The sequence below is a fragment of the Nocardia sp. NPDC051052 genome (assembly GCF_044456045.1).
Taxonomy (GTDB): Bacteria; Actinomycetota; Actinomycetes; order Mycobacteriales; family Mycobacteriaceae; genus Nocardia.
This window is the reverse complement of sequence record NZ_JBITFL010000005.1, coordinates 600,946-618,478: the sequence shown is the minus strand read 5'-3', so window position 1 is coordinate 618,478 and position 17,533 is coordinate 600,946. Positions and strand designations below refer to the sequence as shown.

Genomic DNA, 17,533 nt, shown 5'->3' with positions numbered 1-17,533 from the left:
CTGTCATATCCGGAATCTACGAGATTCGAGGAAGTGCCATGCCGCTACCGAAGCCGACCCGGCTCAGCATCATCGCCGCACTCGCCACCACCCTCATGGTGGGTGCCCCGCAGGCCGACGCGGCACCCGCCGCCACCCCCGACATCAAGGTGCTGACGTACAACACCTTCCTGATGAGCAAGAACCTGTACCCCAACTGGGGCCAGGACCACCGCGCCGCGGAGATCCCGAAGACCGACTTCTTCAAGGGCAACGACGTCGTCGTGCTGCAGGAGATGTTCGACAACGAGGCCTCCGACGCGCTGAAGGCGAAAGCCAAGGCCGAGTACCTGAATCAGACGCCGGTCGTCGGCCGTTCGAAGGATGGCTGGGACGCCACCGGCGGCAAGTACAGCGCGGCGACGCCGGAGGACGGCGGCGTCACCATCCTCAGCAAGTGGCCGATCCTGCGCAAGGAGCAGTTCATCTTCGCCGATGCCTGCGGTGCCGACTGGTGGGCCAACAAGGGCATCGCCTACGTGGTGCTGTCGGTCAACGGCAGCAAGGTGCACGTGGTCGGCACCCACAGCCAGTCGACCGATCCCGGCTGCGGCGCCGGCGAGGCGGCGCGCGATAGGTCCCTGCAGTTCAAGGAGATCGACGCGTTCCTGACCGCGAAGAATATTCCCGCGAACGAGCAGGTGCTGCTGGCCGGCGATCTGAATGTCGACTCGCACAGCGCCGAATACGGTTCGATGCTGGCCGACGCCCGCCTCGAGCCCGCGACCGCCCGCACCGGCCACCCGTTCTCCTTCGACACCAAGGAGAACTCGATCGCGAACTACCGCTATCCCAGCGACCCGCGCGAGGACCTCGACTACGTCCTGCACCGCAAGGGCCACGCCAAGCCCGCGAGCTGGCGGAACCGCGTCATCAAGGAGTCCTGTCCCGCCTGGACCGTCACCAGCCAGGGCAAGGATTACACCTACACCAACATGTCCGACCACTACCCGGTGACCGCGGGCGTCTGATCCGCTGAGCGGACCGTGCCCGCCTGGTAGTCATCAGGGGCGGGCACGGTTTCCGCTGGTCGGGAACAAGATTCCGAGCGTCGATTTCGGTGCGTCGATGGCGCCTGAAAGTTGTTGCCACAGAACCTGGTCGCGCGCCCTATGATCGCCACACAGTGAGAGTGGAGATCGTCGCTTAACGCCTCCTCTGCCCGCAGGCAGAGGATCCACAGCTCAGACCGCAACCGAACCACCCACCCGAGGGAGGTGACCCGCTTGTCTCACATCCTCAACGCTGCTGTGGCCGCGCTCTGCCACAACCAGAATCACCCTGGCCGCGTTCCGATCCCGACCCGCTGTATAACCGCAGGCACAGCATCGGAAAGTCCTCTCGCGCAGTTCCAGTCGCTTGGCTCTCGCAAAACAATCACTGCACGTCATCGACGTATAAGCGGGCTGAACCAACACCACCTTCCGGCCAGCCCGCACACCACACTCGATCAACTCCCGCTTCGCACAACCGATCGCCGCATCCGCGGCCTTACGGGCCATCGTGGACTTCGCCAGAAACTTCGGCCGGAAATCCTCTATCGCAATCAACTCATGCTCAGCGACAACACGTTTCGCCCACACCCGCGAATCGTGCTGGGTTTGACGGGCGGCCTTCTTATGCAACTTCGCGGCCTCCCGCACCGCCCGCTGGTAACCGCGAGACTGCGGACCACGTTCGACGCAGTGCCGTCGCGCCATCCGGCGTTGCATCTTCGCCAGCTCGGCCGCGCACCGCTTCCGATAACCCCGAAACGGCAGATCGAACTCGGCATCGGTGGTCGTAGCCGTCGTGCTCACACCCCAGTCGATACCGATACCTCCCTCAGCGACCGGCGCGGTTTCGACCTCACGCCGCACGACGAACGAGGCGTACCAATGTCCCAAACTGTCCCGCGCGATCCGGACAGACGTCGGGTCCGACGGCAACTCCCGCGACCACACGACCGGGATATTGACCCCTTTCGACAGAATCAGCCTGCCGTCGCGGATGCTGAACGCCCGCACGGTGTATTCCAGCGACGGCAGCGCCTTCTTCCGTGGTTTGAACGTCGGGCGACCACGCTCTTTGACCTTGAACGAATCCTCGAGAGCACGCGCGTAAGCCCGCAGCGTCTGCTGCTGGGCAACCTGCGACCCAGCCCGCAGCCACTCGGTCCGTCCACGTGCTTCAGTCAGCAACTTCCCCAGCTTGCAGAAGGTCGGACGGGCCCCCGACTTGTGTTGATGCACAGCCTCATTCCACAGAAAACGGCACCGATCCCACTCCGCGACTAGCGCCCGCTCTGCCCGCGCACCAGGTCGCAGCCGGTAGTTGTAACGCACCACCTCCTCCACAACCGACAACCTAACCGGCACCACCGACAGAACTCACGACCCAACCCTGAAAAGGAGGATGGTGCTTCCCCTCCCCGTCAGCAAGGGAGTACCCGCGCCATATAACCGATGACCGCAGTTGCCAACGCCGGTACCACCGGATATTCCCGAGTCATCGCGCCGCCGGGGTGGAGCCGCTGGCTGGTTCCGCCCGCCGCGCTGTCCATTCATCTCGCCATCGGGCAGGCCTACGCCTGGAGCGTGTTCAAGCCGCCGCTCGAAAAGGCGATGGACATCTCGGGGACCGGCAGTGCGCTGCCCTTCCAGATCGCCATCGTCATGCTCGGGCTGTCGGCGGCCTTCGGCGGCACGCTCGTCGAACGGCGTGGGCCGCGCTGGGCGATGACCGTTTCGCTGGTGTGTTTCTCGTCCGGCCTGCTGATCTCGGCGCTCGGCGCCTACGCGAATGCCTACTGGCTCATCGTGTTCGGGTACGGGTTCGTCGGCGGGATCGGGCTCGGCATCGGCTACATCTCCCCCGTCTCCACCCTGATCCGCTGGTTCCCCGACCGGCCAGGCATGGCAACGGGTTTCGCGATCATGGGCTTCGGTGGCGGCGCGTTGATCGCGTCGCCGTGGACGACCCAGCTGCTCTCGACCTTCGGTAGGGACCATGTCGGCATCGCCGAGACCTTCCTGGTCATGGGCGTGGTCTACGCGGTGTTCATGTCGGTCGGCGTCATGCTGGTGCGGGTGCCGCCACCGGGCTGGCAACCGGCGGGCTGGGCGCCGAAGGCGAGTACCGCGAAGCTGGTCAGCGAACACGATGTCGCGGCCAACGACGCGATCCGGACGCCGCAGTTCTGGCTGCTGTGGATTGTGTTGTGTTTCAACGTGACCGCGGGCATTGGCATCCTGGAGAAGGCGGCGCCGATGGTGGTCGACTTCTTCAAGCAGACCTCGACCCCGGTGACGGCGGCCGCGGCGGCGGGTTTCGTCGCGGTGTTGTCCGCGGCGAATATGGCGGGGCGGATCGGCTGGTCGTCGCTGTCCGACGTGATCGGCCGCAAGAACATGTACCGGATCTACCTCGGCGTCGGTGCGATCGCCTACGGGGTGGTGTGGTCGGTCGGCCAGACCAGCAAGCCGCTGTTCATTCTCGGCGCGATGGTGATCCTGTCGTTCTACGGCGGTGGATTCGCCACGGTTCCGGCATATCTCAAGGATTTGTTCGGCACCTACCAGGTGGGGGCGATCCACGGCCGGCTGCTCACGGCGTGGTCCGCGGCGGGTGTCGCGGGGCCGCTGATCGTCAATGCCATCGCGGATTCCGGTGCGCGACATGGAAAGAGCGGACCCGACCTGTACGGGCCCTCGTTCGCCATCATGATCACCCTGCTCTGCGTCGGCTTCCTCGCCAACGAACTGATTCGCCCGGTGGCGGCGAAATACCATCGGCAGGTCCCCACGGAGGCCGTTCGCACGGAGGGAACCCCCGCATGACCGAACTCGACAACACCGAAACGGCCGCGCCACGGCGTATTCCGCTGCTGGTCTTCAGCTGGCTGTGGGTCGCCGCGCCCTTCGCCTACGGGCTGGACCGCTTGATCGTCAACCTGCTCAAGTTGTTCCAGTAGCGGTGTCCCCGGTGTAGACATGCACCGGGTGTAGCCCCCACGACCTGGCGACCCGCTTCGCATGGTCGGCCAATTCCGCTGCGGTATACGCCATCTCGGGTTTGAGGCTTTCCAGCGCCCAGTGGATCTGGCCGCCGGATTCCGACAGCCAGGTCGCCAGCGCGACCGGTTGTCGTGCGGTGCGCGGGACGTCGATGCCTTGCACCACGGCGCGCTTCATGTGCAGGGTGGGCTCGCAGCGGGCGAGTTGCGGTGCGATGAAGGAGTCGAGCACGCCCATGTTGGAACACATTCCGACGGTGATCGGCACCGCCTCCAGCAGGCGATGCACGACCCCGTCGGGCAGCACATCGAGCAGATCGGGCGGCATCTGGCGTGGCTGCGAGAGCACGCCGGAACCGACCGTGGACACCGCCTCGAACGCCGCCTTGCTCACCGCGCGCAGCGCGATCAGGTCGCGGTTGTCCAGCCATTCTCGCTGCACCACGACCGGCACCCTGGTGAACGAGTTCGCGTCCTGCTGATCGTGTTCCCGCAGGATCCGCACGGCCGGGGTCAGCACCGGCGGGATGTTGTCGATCAGGGGGCAGCGGCGCAGCAGATCGGCGGTGAGCGCGAGATACAGCGTGTTGGTCGTGCCGCCGTCGCGTTCGGCCGCCGATTTCCATTGCGCCGCATCGAAGGTGACGACCACCGACTGCTCATGCCAACCGCGCGGGTCGGGTTCGGGCTCCGGTGCGCGAGAGAACAGGGCCGCGCGCACGGCCGCGCGATGGCGAGGGTCGCGCGCGGCTCGCCGCATCTCCGTAAACGCCTGTCGCACAACGGCAACGCCGCGGTGCGCCCCGTCGGCGAGTTCGTTCCACACGCCGACCTCGGTATCGAGACCGCCGTTCGTCACGAGCTCCGGGTCGACCAGACCGGCCTCGGCCATCAATCCCGCGTGACCGTCGGCGACGGCGTGCGACTTGGTCAGGCAGACCACCATGCCGCCAGAATGCGTCGGCACCGCCGACAATCGCCACCCATACCCCGCGTCGGGATCGAGGCGATACTGCGCCTGCTCGTTCGCCCAGGTCAAGGCGTCGGACTCGTCGATAGGATCGGTACCGACCGACAGCGGCAGCGCGGTGTCGGCGTGTACCCAGCGCGCACGGGCGAACGGCACCGTGGAGCGGTGTACGCGCCGCGTCAACGGCCCGGATCTCAGCTGCGCGTACATCGAATTCAGCTGCTCGTCGCTGGGCCGGCGGCCGAGCACCGTCAGCGTCTGCGTGACGACGGGCATGCCGTAACCGTGGTGCAGCCGCAGGAACGCTTTGTCGGTGAGGTTGACATACACCGGCGCCGCCGACGCGGACCTACCGTGCCGAGTGCTGTTGTCCCGATCGGCACGGAAGCCGCGAGTGATGGTTGCCATGAACGCTCCTGTACATCAGGCCGCGCGATCGATCACGTCTTTCGTCCGCGGCCGAGACCGACCAGACTGTCGGTATCGAGAAGGTCGGGCAATACGCCCGAATAGCGGATTCCGGTTATCGCACCGAATAGTCACGCATCCGACACGGGTTATCCCTCCGTCGGATTGGAAAGCATGCGCTCCCACCGAAAACAGGTATTCGTTAGCTAATCTACCGTAACTGCTTATCGAGAACATCGGTGATTACGACCACATAAATAAGCCGTAATTTTTCTCGGCCCGGGCAAGCACCCGCAGCAGGCATGGACTAACGGAGTCCGGCTCGTCCGCTGTTTCGATCCCTCGTCGCCGGGTATCTGCCGGACGTTCGGTTCGACGGAGATGAGGGCATCTGATGAGTGGGTTGTCGGCAGGGACGGACAGGTCGCGCGGTCAGCGTGCCGGCGGCGGTAATCCGTCGTCCACGGCGGGGCGGATGGCGCAGAACAGCGTGTTCGAGCGGTTCGCGCGGGCCGGGTTCGTCATGACCGGGATCGTGCATCTGATCATCGGGTACATCGCGATTCGGATCGCGCTCGGCGGGCCAGGCGGCAATGCCGATCACTCCGGTGCCATGGCCGAATTGGCCAGCAAGCCGGGCGGCGTGGTCATCATGTGGATCGGCGTTTTCGCGTTCCTGCTGATGGGACTGTGGCGGCTCGCGGAAGCGGTCTTCGGCAGCGCGTCGAAACCCGATGCCGACAGTAAGAAATCGGAGGCATTCCGCCGGGTCAAGGCGGTGGCGCTGGCCGTAATCTATTTCTCGTTCGCCTTGTCCGCGTTCGGATTCGCGCGCGGTAGCGGGAAATCGAGCAGCGCGCAGAGCGCGGGAATGACCGGGCGGTTGATGCAGAATACGGCGGGCAAGGTAGCGCTCGTCGTCGCCGGGTTGATCATCATCGGGGTCGGCGGGTACCACGTCTACAAGGGGATAAGCCGCAAGTTCCTGAAGGACCTCGAAGGCAGCACCGGCGACCTGGTGCGGCGGCTCGGTATGGCCGGATACATCGCCAAGGGACTTGCCGTTGCCGCCATCGGAGTGCTGGTGATCCTCGCCGTTGGTCACGCGCAGCCGGACAAGGCCGCCGGTCTCGACGGCGCGCTGAAAACTCTTGGGGCACAGCCTTATGGCGTGATCCTGCTGATCGTGGCCGGCCTTGGCATCATCACCTACGGTCTCTACAGCTTCGTCATGGCACGCCAGGCCAAGATGTAGCGGCGGGCGGGTGGGGCAAGATCGAGGGCATGAGCTCCACCGCCGGACCGCTGATCCCCGCGACCGTGGACGCGTTCCGCGACCTCGCCCGCACCCGGTTGCGCGAATTCCCGCACACCGAAGTTCCGGACGACCCGGGTATTCGCCGGGCAGCGGTGCTGCTGTGTGTCGTCGGGGAAAGCGACGGCGCGCCGTCGGTGATCGTCATCCGGCGGGCCTACCGCGGACGCAACGCCGGGCAGTGGGGCTTGCCCGGCGGTCGGCTGGACGCGGGCGAGACCGCGGCGCAGGCCGTAGTGCGGGAGCTGCACGAGGAACTCGGCTTGACCGCCACCCCCTCGGACCTGCTCGGCAGGCTCGACGACTTCCCCGCGGCCTCGGGTTTCGTGATCACCCCGTTCGTCGCCGCGCTGTCCGACGCCACCGAGCTGAAGCCGAGCCCCGACGAGGTGCACTCGGTACACCTGGTGCGGCTCGCCCGGCTGGCCGCCGAGGACGTGCCGCACTGGGTCGCACCGCACGAGGCGGTGCGACAACCCGAAATCCGCGACACCGCGGCGGCGGTGCCGGAAAGCGTTGGGCTGCTACAGATGCGCCTCGGCGACGGCATGACCATCCACGCCCCGACCGGCGCGATGCTCTGGCAGTTCCGTGCGGTGGTACTACTCGGGCGCGAGCACACGCACGCCCGAGTAGCCCACTTCACCCAACCCGACTGGACCCAGCACTGACCCGAGTTCAGACCGTGCGGCGGGCCAGCGCGTGCACGGTGCCGTCCGTGGTCAGCACGAACAGCCAGTCGCCCGTCACCGACATCGCCGAGGCGACCGACCCACCGAAGTCGTACTGGTTCAACAGCTTCCCGGTACGCCGGTCGAGCACGACCAGCCGCCCGTCCCAGGTGCCCACGTACACCACGGTCTCGGTGGTCAGCGCGTGCATCGCGGGTGCGTTCGGCGCGGCCGTGCAGCCCGCCGCCACCCGCGCGGGGTCATCGAGCGGGCCGTTGCCGGGCAGGTAGCCGATTCCGGTCTGCCACAAGGGTTCCGCCGGTTTATTCGCCGAAGTGTCGAACGCGCGGACGGTACCGTCGATGGACGCGACGTAGACCAGCTGCCCGCGAACGGCGGGGCTGGTCACCGGCGGCGGCCCCGGTTCGCAAGCGCTGCCCGGGATGTCGGCGTGCCACACCGCCCGGCCGTCGCGCGGATCATGGCCGCTGACACCACCGCCGGTCATGGTGACCAGCTGGCGATTTCCCTCGGTGAGCGCGGGCGAGGAGTGGCTGAACAGTCCGCCCGCGGTGTCGACGGAGTATCGGCGGGCACAGGTGGTCAGGTCCATCGCGATGAGTGACTGACTCGAACCCGACTGCAGGTAAGCCGTTTTCGCGTCCGCTGCGCGCACGGCGGTGCTGTGGAACTCGCCCCACCCCGCGGGCGCGGCGAAGCCACCGTCGAGCCGGTTCCCGGTTCCCGCGTCGCGGCAGACGATCTGGTCGTAGGCCTGGTAGACCGCGACCGCGCGATGCTGCTCGGGTAGGTCGAAGACGTTCACCGGGCCGCCCGCACGGCCGTAGCGGCGCACAGTCTTTCCGGTGCGGTGCTCGTCATCGATGGTCTGCCAGTCGACGGCACCCGTGCGCGTGTTGAGCGCGTAGACCCGGCCGACCCCGGTGGTGAGATACACCCGGCCGCCCTGCACAGTCGGGAAGGACTCGGCGTCACCGTCCAGATAGGTCCGCCATAGTTCCTTGCCGGTGTCGCGGTGATAGGCCAGCACCTGGTTGTAGGGCGAGGCGAAGGCCTGGGAGGCCACGATGACGAGGTCCCCGGCCACGGCGGCACCGTTCAGTCCGAACTGCTCGCCGGTATTGGCCGACCATCGCTGGTCCAGCACCGCACCCGGATCGGAGGTCGCGGTGGAGCCGCCTGATTCGGTACCACCCTGACGCGGCCAGTCCGCGCCGGCCGCCGGTGGCGGGCCGACGGGCAGCACCCGGAATGTGCCCCGCAGCGCGGGCCACTGCCCGCCCGCGGTGTCGGTCGCGGTCGCCTCGACGCGGTACGTCCCCGGCTGCAGAAAAAGAATGCTGCCGTGTGCGGTAGCCCCATTGGCTCGAACAGGCGGGCAGGACTCGGCCTGCCCGCCCGGCGGGGTGTAGCAGTTCACCCAACCCGGCGGCGCTTGCGTGCTGCCGAAGCGCAGGTCCGCACGCCACGCCTCGCCGCCGCGCTCGTCGCGCACCACCACCTGAGCATTCGCCGGAGTCCGTCCGGCGTCCTCCACATACAGGTCGACCGGGATCGAGGCGCCTGCCCGGTGTGCGCTATCCGGCGCGGGACTCACCAACGCCGTCCGGTCGCGCACGAAGTACTGGCGGTGCGTGCCGGAAACGTAACCGACGTCCTCGTTCGCGGGCGTCGCCCGATCGTCGGTGATGCCGCTGAAGTCCAGCACCTTGTAGCCGGGCCGCGCACCGTCGATGCCGTAGGTGGCGCCCATGTTGTTCACCTCCACCGAGCGCGGGAACGCGCCGCGGCGGAACTCACTCTGCTGGTTGTGCCCCGCGGCGAACATCCGCACGTCATAGCGGGCGAGCTCGTCGATGATCGGTTGAATGGCTTGTCCCGGACCCCATTTGGTGAACAGCGACCGGTGGGCGAAGACGAACACCTGCTTACCGGCGGCATGGCGGCGCAGGTCCTCGCGTAGCCATTCCAGCTGCGGAGCGAGACCGGAGGTGTCGTAGTTGTTCTCCAGCACCACGAGGTGGCGGCCGTTGCGGTCGAAGCTGTACCACTCCGGTCCCATGTTGCGCCGGTAGAGCTCCATGCTCGCGGAGTATCCGGTGGCTGTTCCGGTGCCGCCCGCGTCGTGGTTGCCCATCACCGGGTAGAACGGGCGGCCGAAGCGCCCCTTGGTCAGGCCGGTGCGCAGGATGTCGTAGCTGCCCTGGCGGCGTCCAGGCGCGGTGTAGTCGGTGACGGTGATGTCGCCGGTGGCGATGGCGACGGTGGCTTCCCGGTTCCGTGCCATGGCCTCGACCTGGCCGGTCCATTGGGCCCTGGTCGCCACGGCGGAAGCGTCGCTGCGGTTGTCGGTCTCGGTGTCGGACAACATCAGCCACGGCTCGCGCGGATCGGCCGCGCGTTTGTCGGGGACCAGGGCGAAGTCGACGCCGTCCTGCCGGGTCGCGCCCTCGGTGAGTGCGCGAAAGTACCGTGGGACCGAGTCCTCGCGCAGCACCGGGGTGTATCCGTCCGGTGAAACGACCTGTACCAGATCGGTTTCCCGGCGACCGGGATCTATCCGCAAGCGGTAGCCGCCGTCTGTGCCGGTCTTCGCCCATACCGCGCCATCCGTGACGGAAACGTCGGCCAATCCCTTCTCGCCGCTATCGCGAATTCCATTGCCGTTCAAGTCGATGAAGACCGTGCCCTGCGCTTCGACCGAAGCGTCCGCCGCGTACGCCGGAGCAGGCGCGGTGATCAGCGTCAGGAGAATGAGCAGACTGGGTAGATATTTCCACACGGAAATAAACCTAAGGGAAATATATTTGTCGCGATAGCGGCCCGCGCTACAGTTCGCGCAGTGTTAATCCTCGATAAAGGTCGCGGCATTCCGGCGTCGGCGGTCCACGCTCACCGTGAAAACATCGGGACGGGAATAGTGGCCCGTCGGATCGAAATTCTGTCGCTCCCTTGCCACTTCGGCCGCATCGATATCGGCGATGACAAGGCGCTCGGCGCCGATCACCGGTTCGACCAGCCAGCTGCCGTCCGGGCCCGCGATGGCGGAACCACCGTCGTAGCCCGCGGGCTTGCCGAGGGCGAGAAGTTCGTCGCGGAACGGGAAATCGGCAGGCACGTCGGCGTAGTCGAGGACGGCACCGACGGCCAGCGAGTACACCCGGCCCTCCATGGCGACGAAACGGGTGATGTCCCTGGTGTTTCGGACCGAGCCCGGCCAGGTGGACACGTGCAGGGTCGCACCGTCGGCGTACAACGCGTGCCGAGCCTGCGGCATCCAGTTCTCCCAGCAGGACAATCCCCCGACGCGAAACTCGCCCACGTCGTGCGCGCGCAGCCCATGCCCGTCGCCGATCCCCCAGACCATCCGTTCCTCGTGCGTCGGCATCAGCTTGCGATGCGCGCTGACCACGCCGCAGGCCGGGTCGATGGCGACCAGGGTGCAGTACACCGTGCCGCGGACTCGCTCGGTGATGCCGAGATAGCAGAACACGCCCAGGTCGGCGACCGCCTCGCGCACCGTCGCGAGATGTGCGCCGTCGAGAGTGACAGCCGCATCCAAATAGTAAGCGTAAGCGGCCTTTTGGGCCGGATTGTCGAACCGGGCACCGCCGGTCCTGGCCAGCCAGATCGGGTAGCCGGAGAGGAATGTCTCCGGGAAGGCGACGAGTTCCACCCCCGCCGCCGCGGCCTGGGTCAAGTAGTCGACAACAATCTTCGTCCCGGCCGTGGGGTCGAGCCAAGCAGGACGCGCCTGCGCCGCAGCAATTCTCATGATCCGACACTAACCACAGCGCCTGATGCACAACCGCTTCGGCGGCCGCTCAGTCAATTGCCCTCGCCGATCTGCCCGTTCATCCAGTCGCCGAGCCACTGGATGGCGTTGCGGCCCGAGTCGTCGACCACCAGGGCGCCGTAGTTGATATGGGCGTTCGAGGCGAAAAAGCTTGCGGCACTGAGCCCGTCGCGGATCAGACCGAGCAGGTTGACGCCCCTGCTGGACGGCGCGGTCTTGGCGAGTGCGCCGCTCAGGTCGTCGAGGTCGACGTGCTGAGTGTTGTTGCTGGTGAGCAGGCCGGTCGCGACCGTAGCCAACTCCAAGCCGACCGGCAGCAAGCCGGACAGCACGGCCGCCGCGCCGGCCGGGTCGGGGGCCCGCCCGGGCGGCGGTGCCAGCTTCTCCAGCACCGACCAGGCGATTTCCTGAATCTGGCCGACGAGGGTCGCCATCCGGATGACGTCGACGTTGGACAGGATCGCGGTCATCGACGTCGCGATCTGGACGTAGCCTTGCGAGTTCGGCACCGTCGACAACACCTGGGCGACCGACTTCAGGTCGGCACTCGCGACCAGGTCGACCAGCGGTTTGAACTGGTTGTTCAGCGCACCGGCGACCTGATGGGCGCCCTGGGCGTCCATTGCCGCGACCTTCTGCGGCAGCAGTGCGAGGTTGTCGAGGATCGCGCGGAAGTCCAGCGCGGTCACGTTGCCGACGACGTCGAGCGTCTGGTCGACCAGCACAGTGGGTTTCAACATCGCCAGGATCTTCGCGGCCGATCCGAGCATGGCCGAGGGCAGGTCGGCCAGCGGCGCGACCTGACCGACCAGCGCGTCGATCTTGATCGTCAGGGTGGCGGCGTCGGGCGAATTCGCTTGGAGCGTGCGAATACCCCTGTTCAGCAGGCTGGTCGCGGTGTCGGCAATCGTGCTCACCGCCGTCGCGGCGCCGGTCAGGTCCGACTCCCCGACCTTGATCAGCACCTGGCCCGCGTTGTGCTCGGCCGATCCGGCCGGGGCGGCGGCCAATCGATCGGCGGCGCTGGAATCTTGCAGACCCGCCAGCGTTTTGAGGGTGACCTCCAGCTTTGCGGCGGTATCGCGAACACGGGTCACGTTGATGCCGCCCGGCGCGGACAGGCTGGTGGACAGCTCGTCGACGGAGTTGGCCAGACCGGGGAGATCGGCTTTGCTGACGTTCGAGGTCAAGGTCTTGGCCATGCTGGAATTGCCGAGGACCTTGCTCAACAGCGAGCCGAGCTTCCCGAGTAACGGGTTGTCGCCCTTCTTGATCGAGCAATACAGGTCGCCGGGGTCGCAGATCGAGCTGACTCGACCGGTGAGCTTGCCCATGCCTTGCGGGCGGGGGTCGGCGATTCCCGAGCCTGCCGTGTGCGGGCCGATGGCGGTTTCGCCCTTGGTGCCTGCCGCCGGGTCGGCGATGAGGCCGACGGCCAGGACCCGGTCCGGTGGCACGGGGCCGCGGTCGTTGCCGATCTCGGCGGCGACATCGCCGGCCGCGTCCGCGCCCTGGCTGTAGCCGGTGATGGTGAATTTCGCGGTGGGGCAACGGTTGTCGTAGTCGTGCAAGGCTTTGCGGGCATTCACCAGTGCGGTGTTCTTGCTGTCCGCGTAGGTGTGGCCGTTGTCGAAGGCGCGGGCCATGTAGGGCGTGAAGTAGATGTCGGATTTGGCGCCCTGCTGGCGCTGGATGGCCTCGGCGATCGGGCGGAGCATGCCGATCGGCTGCGCGGGGTCGGCGTGCTCGTTGGTTTCCCAGGTGCCGGGAATGAAGAGGTTGAAGGTCTCCGCGCAGTCGGCCGGTGCCGCCTGCGCGATGGCCGGAGCGGCGACAGTAGCGGAAGCGACGGCCACCCCGATGGCCACGATCGTCGCCACCATGTAGCGATTGGACGAATGCGGGACTGACATCTGAACCTCACTACCGAGCTCGGTCGGCCGCTCTTCGCCGAACGGCAGAGTCGGCCGATTCGACCGGAGAACAACGAGGAAAGCCGACGATGCGGTATCGCGCGGAGTTTCCTGAGCAATGCGCGCGCTTATTCAGCGCGGCGACCGTTGGCGCCGCGCCGAATAACGCGAATTACCGGTCAGGACACATTGCCGACCAGCAGGCTGAGCAGTTTGAGGGCCAATTTGGCCACGTCCAGCCCGGTACTGAGGGATCCGGTCGATGACCCGCCACCGCTGAGCGAATCGCCGGCGTCGCTGGACCCGGAATCGCTGGACCCGGTGCTCGCGGCAATGTAATGAACGGTGTCCATAACGCTGAGGAGAGTCGACATGTCTCAAACCGCCTGTCTTGTAACGGTATTACACCGAGCAGCACCTGAGCTCAGGTGCCGTGACTATGGGATGTTGGCAGGCACAAGATTCCCCTGGGATCCCCGCCGCGTCCAGACACTCAACTGGGGAAGTTGGTCCGTACTAGGCCATTCGAGGCGAACGCAACTGGCAGACCGGCGGGTTTTCTGATCTCCCCACTCTCCACTGGGGAGCTGCGGCAAGGATTTTCGCGACGGCGACCGAAGACCACCCATCCCTTGCAACGCCCGGCAACCCAGATTGCGAACTACGCAATATTTGTTGCGCCAGTTGCGGACTCGGATGCCGTGCGACATTCTGACCCGAACGCGGAGCGATCCGCTGCCGACGGAAGGAGAAATCGGTGCGCAATGGTGAGCTCGGACGGCGGGGATTCCTCGGAATACTGGGTGGCGCCGGTATCGCGGTCACGACCGGAGCGGTGCGGCCCGCGATAGCGGGCGCGGCGAGCGGGACCCGCGCCTTCCTCGGTTCCTATACCTCCAGTGGCGCAGGCGGTTCCGGCATCAGCGTCGCCACCGTCGATCCCGGCACCGGTCGGCTGATCGTGGAAAGCACTGTCGACGTGGCCGATCCGTCCTTCTTGGCGTTGTCCCCGGACCGGCGCTACCTGTACGCGGTGAACGAAGGCTCAGGCGCGGGCACGGCCACCGCGATCGATCTGCGGGCACCGCGGCCGACGGTGTTGAATACGGTTGCGGTGCAGGGCAATGCGCCCACGCACCTGTGCGTCACCCCGGATGGCCGGTACGTACTGACCGCGAACTACGAGTCGGGCAGCGTCAGCGTGCTCGACGTGGCCGGCGACGGACGACTCGGCGCGGTGGTCGATGTCGTCCAGCACACCGGCAGCGGACCGGATCCCGAGCGGCAGTCCGCACCGCACGCGCATCAGGTGTCGATCGATCCGTCCGGACAGTGGGTGCTGGTGGTGGATTTGGGCGTCGACTCGATCTACGTCTACCAGCTGGCCGGGGGCACGCTGAACCAGCACGCGCGGGTCGCGATGACGCCGGGCAGCGGGCCACGACACCTGACCTTCCATCCCGACGGCCGCACCGCGTTTCTGGCCAACGAGTTGAATTCCACGGTGACCGTGCTGGATTGGCAGGCCGATCGCGGCGAACTGCGGGCCGGGCAGTCGCTGCCCGCGGATCTGAACGGCGGCGGCAATCGGAACTATCCGTCCGCGCCGGCGGTCGCCAAGGACGGCCGTTTCCTGTACCTCGCCAACCGTGGCCACGACAACGTCGCGACCTTCGCGATTGTCGGCGGGTTGCTGATGCCGGTGGGCAGCACGCCGTGTGGCGGAAAGTTCCCCCGTGATCTGACATTGGGTCCGGATGGTCGGCGCCTCTACGCCGCCGATCAGAAGTCGAACGCGGTGACCGTGCTCGACCTCGATCCCACCACCGGCCTGCCTGCCGCGCCGTCGGCGCCGCTGAACGTACCCACGGTTACCTGCGTGCTGTTCGAGTAACGCGGTATCCAGCCCAGTCTCAGTCTTGCGCAACGCATTTCGAATCGCCTGACGCTCCGGGCCGATCGGTCCCCAGTTGTGTGCCCAGTCGAGATGGGCGGCCGGGTGTGGTTCTACTTGGTCATGAATCGCACCCATCGCAGTGCGGCACGCGCCGCCGCCGCAGCAGCGATCGCTGTCCATAGCCCGCCATCTCGACACCGTCACGGCGCCCGGCCCGGGTCCGGCGGAGTGATCGACCTGCGCAGGATCACGCATATCACGCTGGGTTTGCTGATCGTGGCAGGCAGCCTGGTCGCTACGCCTACCGCCTTGGCCGACGCGGACGCCGGTCGGCTCGGCAACCTCAACAGCATCGCCGACGACGGCCTGACGACCACCCTGCGTTCCGGCGCGGCCGCGGTCCGGGTGAGCTTCCCCAACTCCGGCGCGGTGCGCGTGCAACTGGCTCCCGACGGCAAGTTCACCGACCCGGCCCGCGACAAGATCATGCCGCCGACCAAGGTCCCACCCGCCGCCGCGCGACGGACCGACAAGGGCGACTACTGGGCGATCGCCACCTCCGGTGTCACCCTGCGCGCCTACAAATCGCCCCTGCGCTTCGCTCTCTACGACAGTGCCAACACGCGGCAGATCTGGGCCGAGACCACCCCGCTGTCCTGGACCAAGACCGCGACAACGCAGAGCCTCGGCCGGGGCAAGAACGAGCAATTCTTCGGCGGCGGGGAGCAGAACGGGCGGTTCAGCCACCGCGACCAGACCATCAAGATCTTCGCCGACGACAACTGGAACGACGGTGGCGCACCGAACTCGCAACCGTTCTACCTGTCCAGCAACGGCTATGGCGTGCTGCGCAACACCTTCGCGCCGGGCAATTACGCCTTCACCGATCCGGCCCGCACCACCCATGAGGAGCGCCGCTTCGATGCGGTCTACGTCGTAGGCGACGGCCCCAAGGCGGTGATCTCCGCCTATACCGGGCTGGTCGGCAGGCCGTTCCTGCCGCCGATCTACGGGCTGGAGATGGGCGACTCCGATTGCTATCTGCACAACGCCAACCGCGGTGAGCGGCACACCCTCGACGCGGTCGGCATTGCCGACGGGTATGTGCGCAATCAGATGCCGAACGGCTGGATGCTGGTCAACGACGGCTACGGCTGCGGGTACGAGAAGCTGCCGCAGGCCGGCGAGGGCCTGCGCAAGGACAACATGCAGCTCGGGTTGTGGACCGAGAACGGTCTGCCGCATCAGGCCGAGGAGGTCAAAGCCGGTGTGCGAGTGCGCAAGCTGGACGTGGCCTGGGTCGGTCCCGGCTATCAGTTCGCGCTGGACGGCTGCGACAGCGCGCACCGCGGCATCGAAGACAACAGCGACGCTCGCGGTTTCGTCTGGACCCCGGTGAGTTGGGCGGGCGCGCAACGCTGTGCGGTGCTGTGGAGTGGCGACCAGTCCGGCTCCTACGATTACATCCACTGGCAGATCCCCACCTACGCGGGTTCGACGATGTCCGGCATCGCCTACAACAGCGGCGACGTGGACGGAATCTTCGGCGGCAGCCCCCGGACGTACACGCGTGACCTGCAGTGGAAGGCGTTCTTGCCCACCATCATGTCGATGGACGGCTGGGCTCCCAACGACAAGCAGCCATGGCGCTACGGCGAGCCCTACACCTCGATCAACCGAAAGTACTTGCAGCTCAAGGAAAGACTGCTGCCCTACACCTATTCGTACTCGGTCGAGGCGAATCGCACCGGCGTCGGCCAGGTTCGCCCGCTCGCGCTGGAGTACCCGAACGATCCCGCGACCTGGGGCGACCAGGCACGCTACGAATTCCTTTCCGGCAAGGACTTTCTCGTCGCACCCGTGTACAACGACGCGGAAAAGCGCGACGGCATCTACCTGCCCGAGGGCACCTGGATCGACTACTGGAGCGGCCGCTCCTGGACCGGGCCCACCACGGTGAACGATTATCGCGCTCCGCTGGACACGCTGCCGCTGTTCGTGCGCGCGGGCGCGGTGGTGCCGATGTGGGCGGAGGGCACCCAGTCGTGGCAGACCCGCGACAAGAGCGTGCTGGATCTGGACGTCTACCCACAGGCCGCGGGCAACTTCACGCTGGTCGAGGACGACGGGGTGACCCGCGGCTATCAGCGCGGCGAACAGGCCTCGCAGAACTTCGCCGTGCGCTCACCGCAGTCCGGTTCGGTCGAGGTGACCATCGGCGCCGGCACGGGCTCGTATCCTGGCAAGCCCGCCGATCGTCGCTACCAACTCACGGTGCACACCGCTTCGGCCCCGAAGACCGTGCAGACCGCGGCGGGTAGGCTGACGCAGCGGTCCAGCCGGGCCGACCTCGATCGCGCGCCTAACGGCTGGTGGTTCGATCCGACGGATCGCGGCGGCGTCGTGCACGTCAAAACCGATCCGATCGCCGCGGCGAACAGTGTGGCGGTGACGCTGCGCTGATTATCGGAGGGTGCGGGTTGGGAGTGAGGGTGGTTAACTCCTCCTC

Annotated in this window: 13 protein-coding genes; 7 read left to right on the top strand and 6 right to left on the bottom strand. The window is 66.7% G+C overall.

Translation table 11 applies throughout. The features are described 5' to 3' along the window. The first annotated feature begins 38 nt into the window (after positions 1 to 38). Complete coding sequence (sph, locus tag ACIBCN_RS20590; protein WP_396993181.1) at positions 39 to 1,010, top strand: sphingomyelin phosphodiesterase; 972 nt, start codon at positions 39 to 41, stop codon at positions 1,008 to 1,010. A gap of 213 nt (positions 1,011 to 1,223) precedes the next feature. On the opposite strand, the gene ACIBCN_RS20585 is transcribed toward sph, so the two are convergent. Further along, the gene (locus ACIBCN_RS20585) at positions 1,224 to 2,375 is read right to left on the bottom strand and encodes an RNA-guided endonuclease InsQ/TnpB family protein (RefSeq protein ID WP_396993180.1); all 1,152 of its coding nucleotides are present in this window, start codon (positions 2,373 to 2,375) and stop codon (positions 1,224 to 1,226) included. Positions 2,376 to 2,483: 108 nt separating this feature from the next. On the opposite strand from ACIBCN_RS20585, the gene ACIBCN_RS20580 reads away from it, so the two are divergent. Further along, the gene (locus tag ACIBCN_RS20580; protein ID WP_396993179.1) at positions 2,484 to 3,857 is read left to right on the top strand and encodes an OFA family MFS transporter; all 1,374 of its coding nucleotides are present in this window, start codon (positions 2,484 to 2,486) and stop codon (positions 3,855 to 3,857) included. Further along, on the top strand, positions 3,854 to 3,991 hold the full coding sequence (locus ACIBCN_RS20575) for a hypothetical protein (protein ID WP_396993178.1): 138 nt from the start codon (positions 3,854 to 3,856) through the stop codon (positions 3,989 to 3,991). Before ACIBCN_RS20580 ends, ACIBCN_RS20575 begins: the two co-directional genes overlap by 4 nt. Here ACIBCN_RS20575 and ACIBCN_RS20570 read toward each other — a convergent pair. Continuing rightward, positions 3,975 to 5,411: a hypothetical protein gene (locus ACIBCN_RS20570; RefSeq protein ID WP_396993177.1), complete on the bottom strand. Its 1,437-nt coding sequence runs from the start codon at positions 5,409 to 5,411 to the stop codon at positions 3,975 to 3,977. The two genes, ACIBCN_RS20575 and ACIBCN_RS20570, sit on opposite strands and share 17 nt — an antisense overlap. A gap of 475 nt (positions 5,412 to 5,886) precedes the next feature. Here ACIBCN_RS20570 and ACIBCN_RS20565 point away from each other — a divergent pair, with 475 nt between their 5' ends. Together ACIBCN_RS20565 and ACIBCN_RS20560 are read left to right on the top strand one after the other, a co-directional pair. Further along, a complete protein-coding gene (locus ACIBCN_RS20565; RefSeq protein WP_396993176.1) occupies positions 5,887 to 6,666 on the top strand; it encodes a DUF1206 domain-containing protein in 780 nt (259 codons plus the stop codon). A 29-nt stretch (positions 6,667 to 6,695) separates the two neighbouring features. Continuing rightward, on the top strand, positions 6,696 to 7,397 hold the full coding sequence (locus ACIBCN_RS20560) for an NUDIX hydrolase (RefSeq protein WP_396993175.1): 702 nt from the start codon (positions 6,696 to 6,698) through the stop codon (positions 7,395 to 7,397). Between the two features lie 7 nt (positions 7,398 to 7,404). Here ACIBCN_RS20560 and ACIBCN_RS20555 read toward each other — a convergent pair whose 3' ends face one another. From ACIBCN_RS20555 to ACIBCN_RS20540, 4 genes are all read right to left on the bottom strand, one after another. Next, positions 7,405 to 10,200 (bottom strand): PQQ-binding-like beta-propeller repeat protein, encoded by a 2,796-nt coding sequence (locus tag ACIBCN_RS20555; protein ID WP_396993174.1) that lies wholly within the window; start codon positions 10,198 to 10,200, stop codon positions 7,405 to 7,407. A gap of 63 nt (positions 10,201 to 10,263) precedes the next feature. Continuing rightward, positions 10,264 to 11,193: a carbon-nitrogen hydrolase family protein gene (locus ACIBCN_RS20550; RefSeq protein ID WP_396993173.1), complete on the bottom strand. Its 930-nt coding sequence runs from the start codon at positions 11,191 to 11,193 to the stop codon at positions 10,264 to 10,266. 53 nt (positions 11,194 to 11,246) lie between these two features. Next, complete coding sequence (locus ACIBCN_RS20545) at positions 11,247 to 13,127, bottom strand: cutinase family protein (protein WP_396993172.1); 1,881 nt, start codon at positions 13,125 to 13,127, stop codon at positions 11,247 to 11,249. 179 nt (positions 13,128 to 13,306) lie between these two features. Further along, a complete protein-coding gene (locus ACIBCN_RS20540; protein ID WP_396993171.1) occupies positions 13,307 to 13,480 on the bottom strand; it encodes a hypothetical protein in 174 nt (57 codons plus the stop codon). A 404-nt stretch (positions 13,481 to 13,884) separates the two neighbouring features. On the opposite strand from ACIBCN_RS20540, the gene ACIBCN_RS20535 reads away from it, so the two are divergent. Together ACIBCN_RS20535 and ACIBCN_RS20530 are read left to right on the top strand one after the other, a co-directional pair. Next, positions 13,885 to 15,021 (top strand): lactonase family protein, encoded by a 1,137-nt coding sequence (locus tag ACIBCN_RS20535; RefSeq protein ID WP_396993170.1) that lies wholly within the window; start codon positions 13,885 to 13,887, stop codon positions 15,019 to 15,021. A 231-nt stretch (positions 15,022 to 15,252) separates the two neighbouring features. Continuing rightward, positions 15,253 to 17,487 carry a TIM-barrel domain-containing protein gene (locus ACIBCN_RS20530; protein ID WP_396993169.1) on the top strand — a complete coding sequence of 745 codons (2,235 nt, stop codon included), beginning with the start codon at positions 15,253 to 15,255 and terminating at the stop codon, positions 17,485 to 17,487. Positions 17,488 to 17,533 lie beyond the last annotated feature (46 nt).

Bases quoted from the DNA above. Each gene is read 5' to 3' on its own strand.
- sph (WP_396993181.1), top strand. From the start codon at position 39: ATGCCGCTACCGAAGCCGACCCGGCTCAGCATCATCGCCGCACTCGCC.
- ACIBCN_RS20580 (WP_396993179.1), top strand. From the start codon at position 2,484: ATGACCGCAGTTGCCAACGCCGGTACCACCGGATATTCCCGAGTCATC.
- ACIBCN_RS20575 (WP_396993178.1), top strand. From the start codon at position 3,854: ATGACCGAACTCGACAACACCGAAACGGCCGCGCCACGGCGTATTCCG.
- ACIBCN_RS20570 (WP_396993177.1), bottom strand. From the start codon at position 5,411: ATGGCAACCATCACTCGCGGCTTCCGTGCCGATCGGGACAACAGCACT.
- ACIBCN_RS20565 (WP_396993176.1), top strand. From the start codon at position 5,887: ATGGCGCAGAACAGCGTGTTCGAGCGGTTCGCGCGGGCCGGGTTCGTC.
- ACIBCN_RS20560 (WP_396993175.1), top strand. From the start codon at position 6,696: ATGAGCTCCACCGCCGGACCGCTGATCCCCGCGACCGTGGACGCGTTC.
- ACIBCN_RS20550 (WP_396993173.1), bottom strand. From the start codon at position 11,193: ATGAGAATTGCTGCGGCGCAGGCGCGTCCTGCTTGGCTCGACCCCACG.
- ACIBCN_RS20545 (WP_396993172.1), bottom strand. From the start codon at position 13,127: ATGTCAGTCCCGCATTCGTCCAATCGCTACATGGTGGCGACGATCGTG.
- ACIBCN_RS20540 (WP_396993171.1), bottom strand. From the start codon at position 13,480: ATGGACACCGTTCATTACATTGCCGCGAGCACCGGGTCCAGCGATTCC.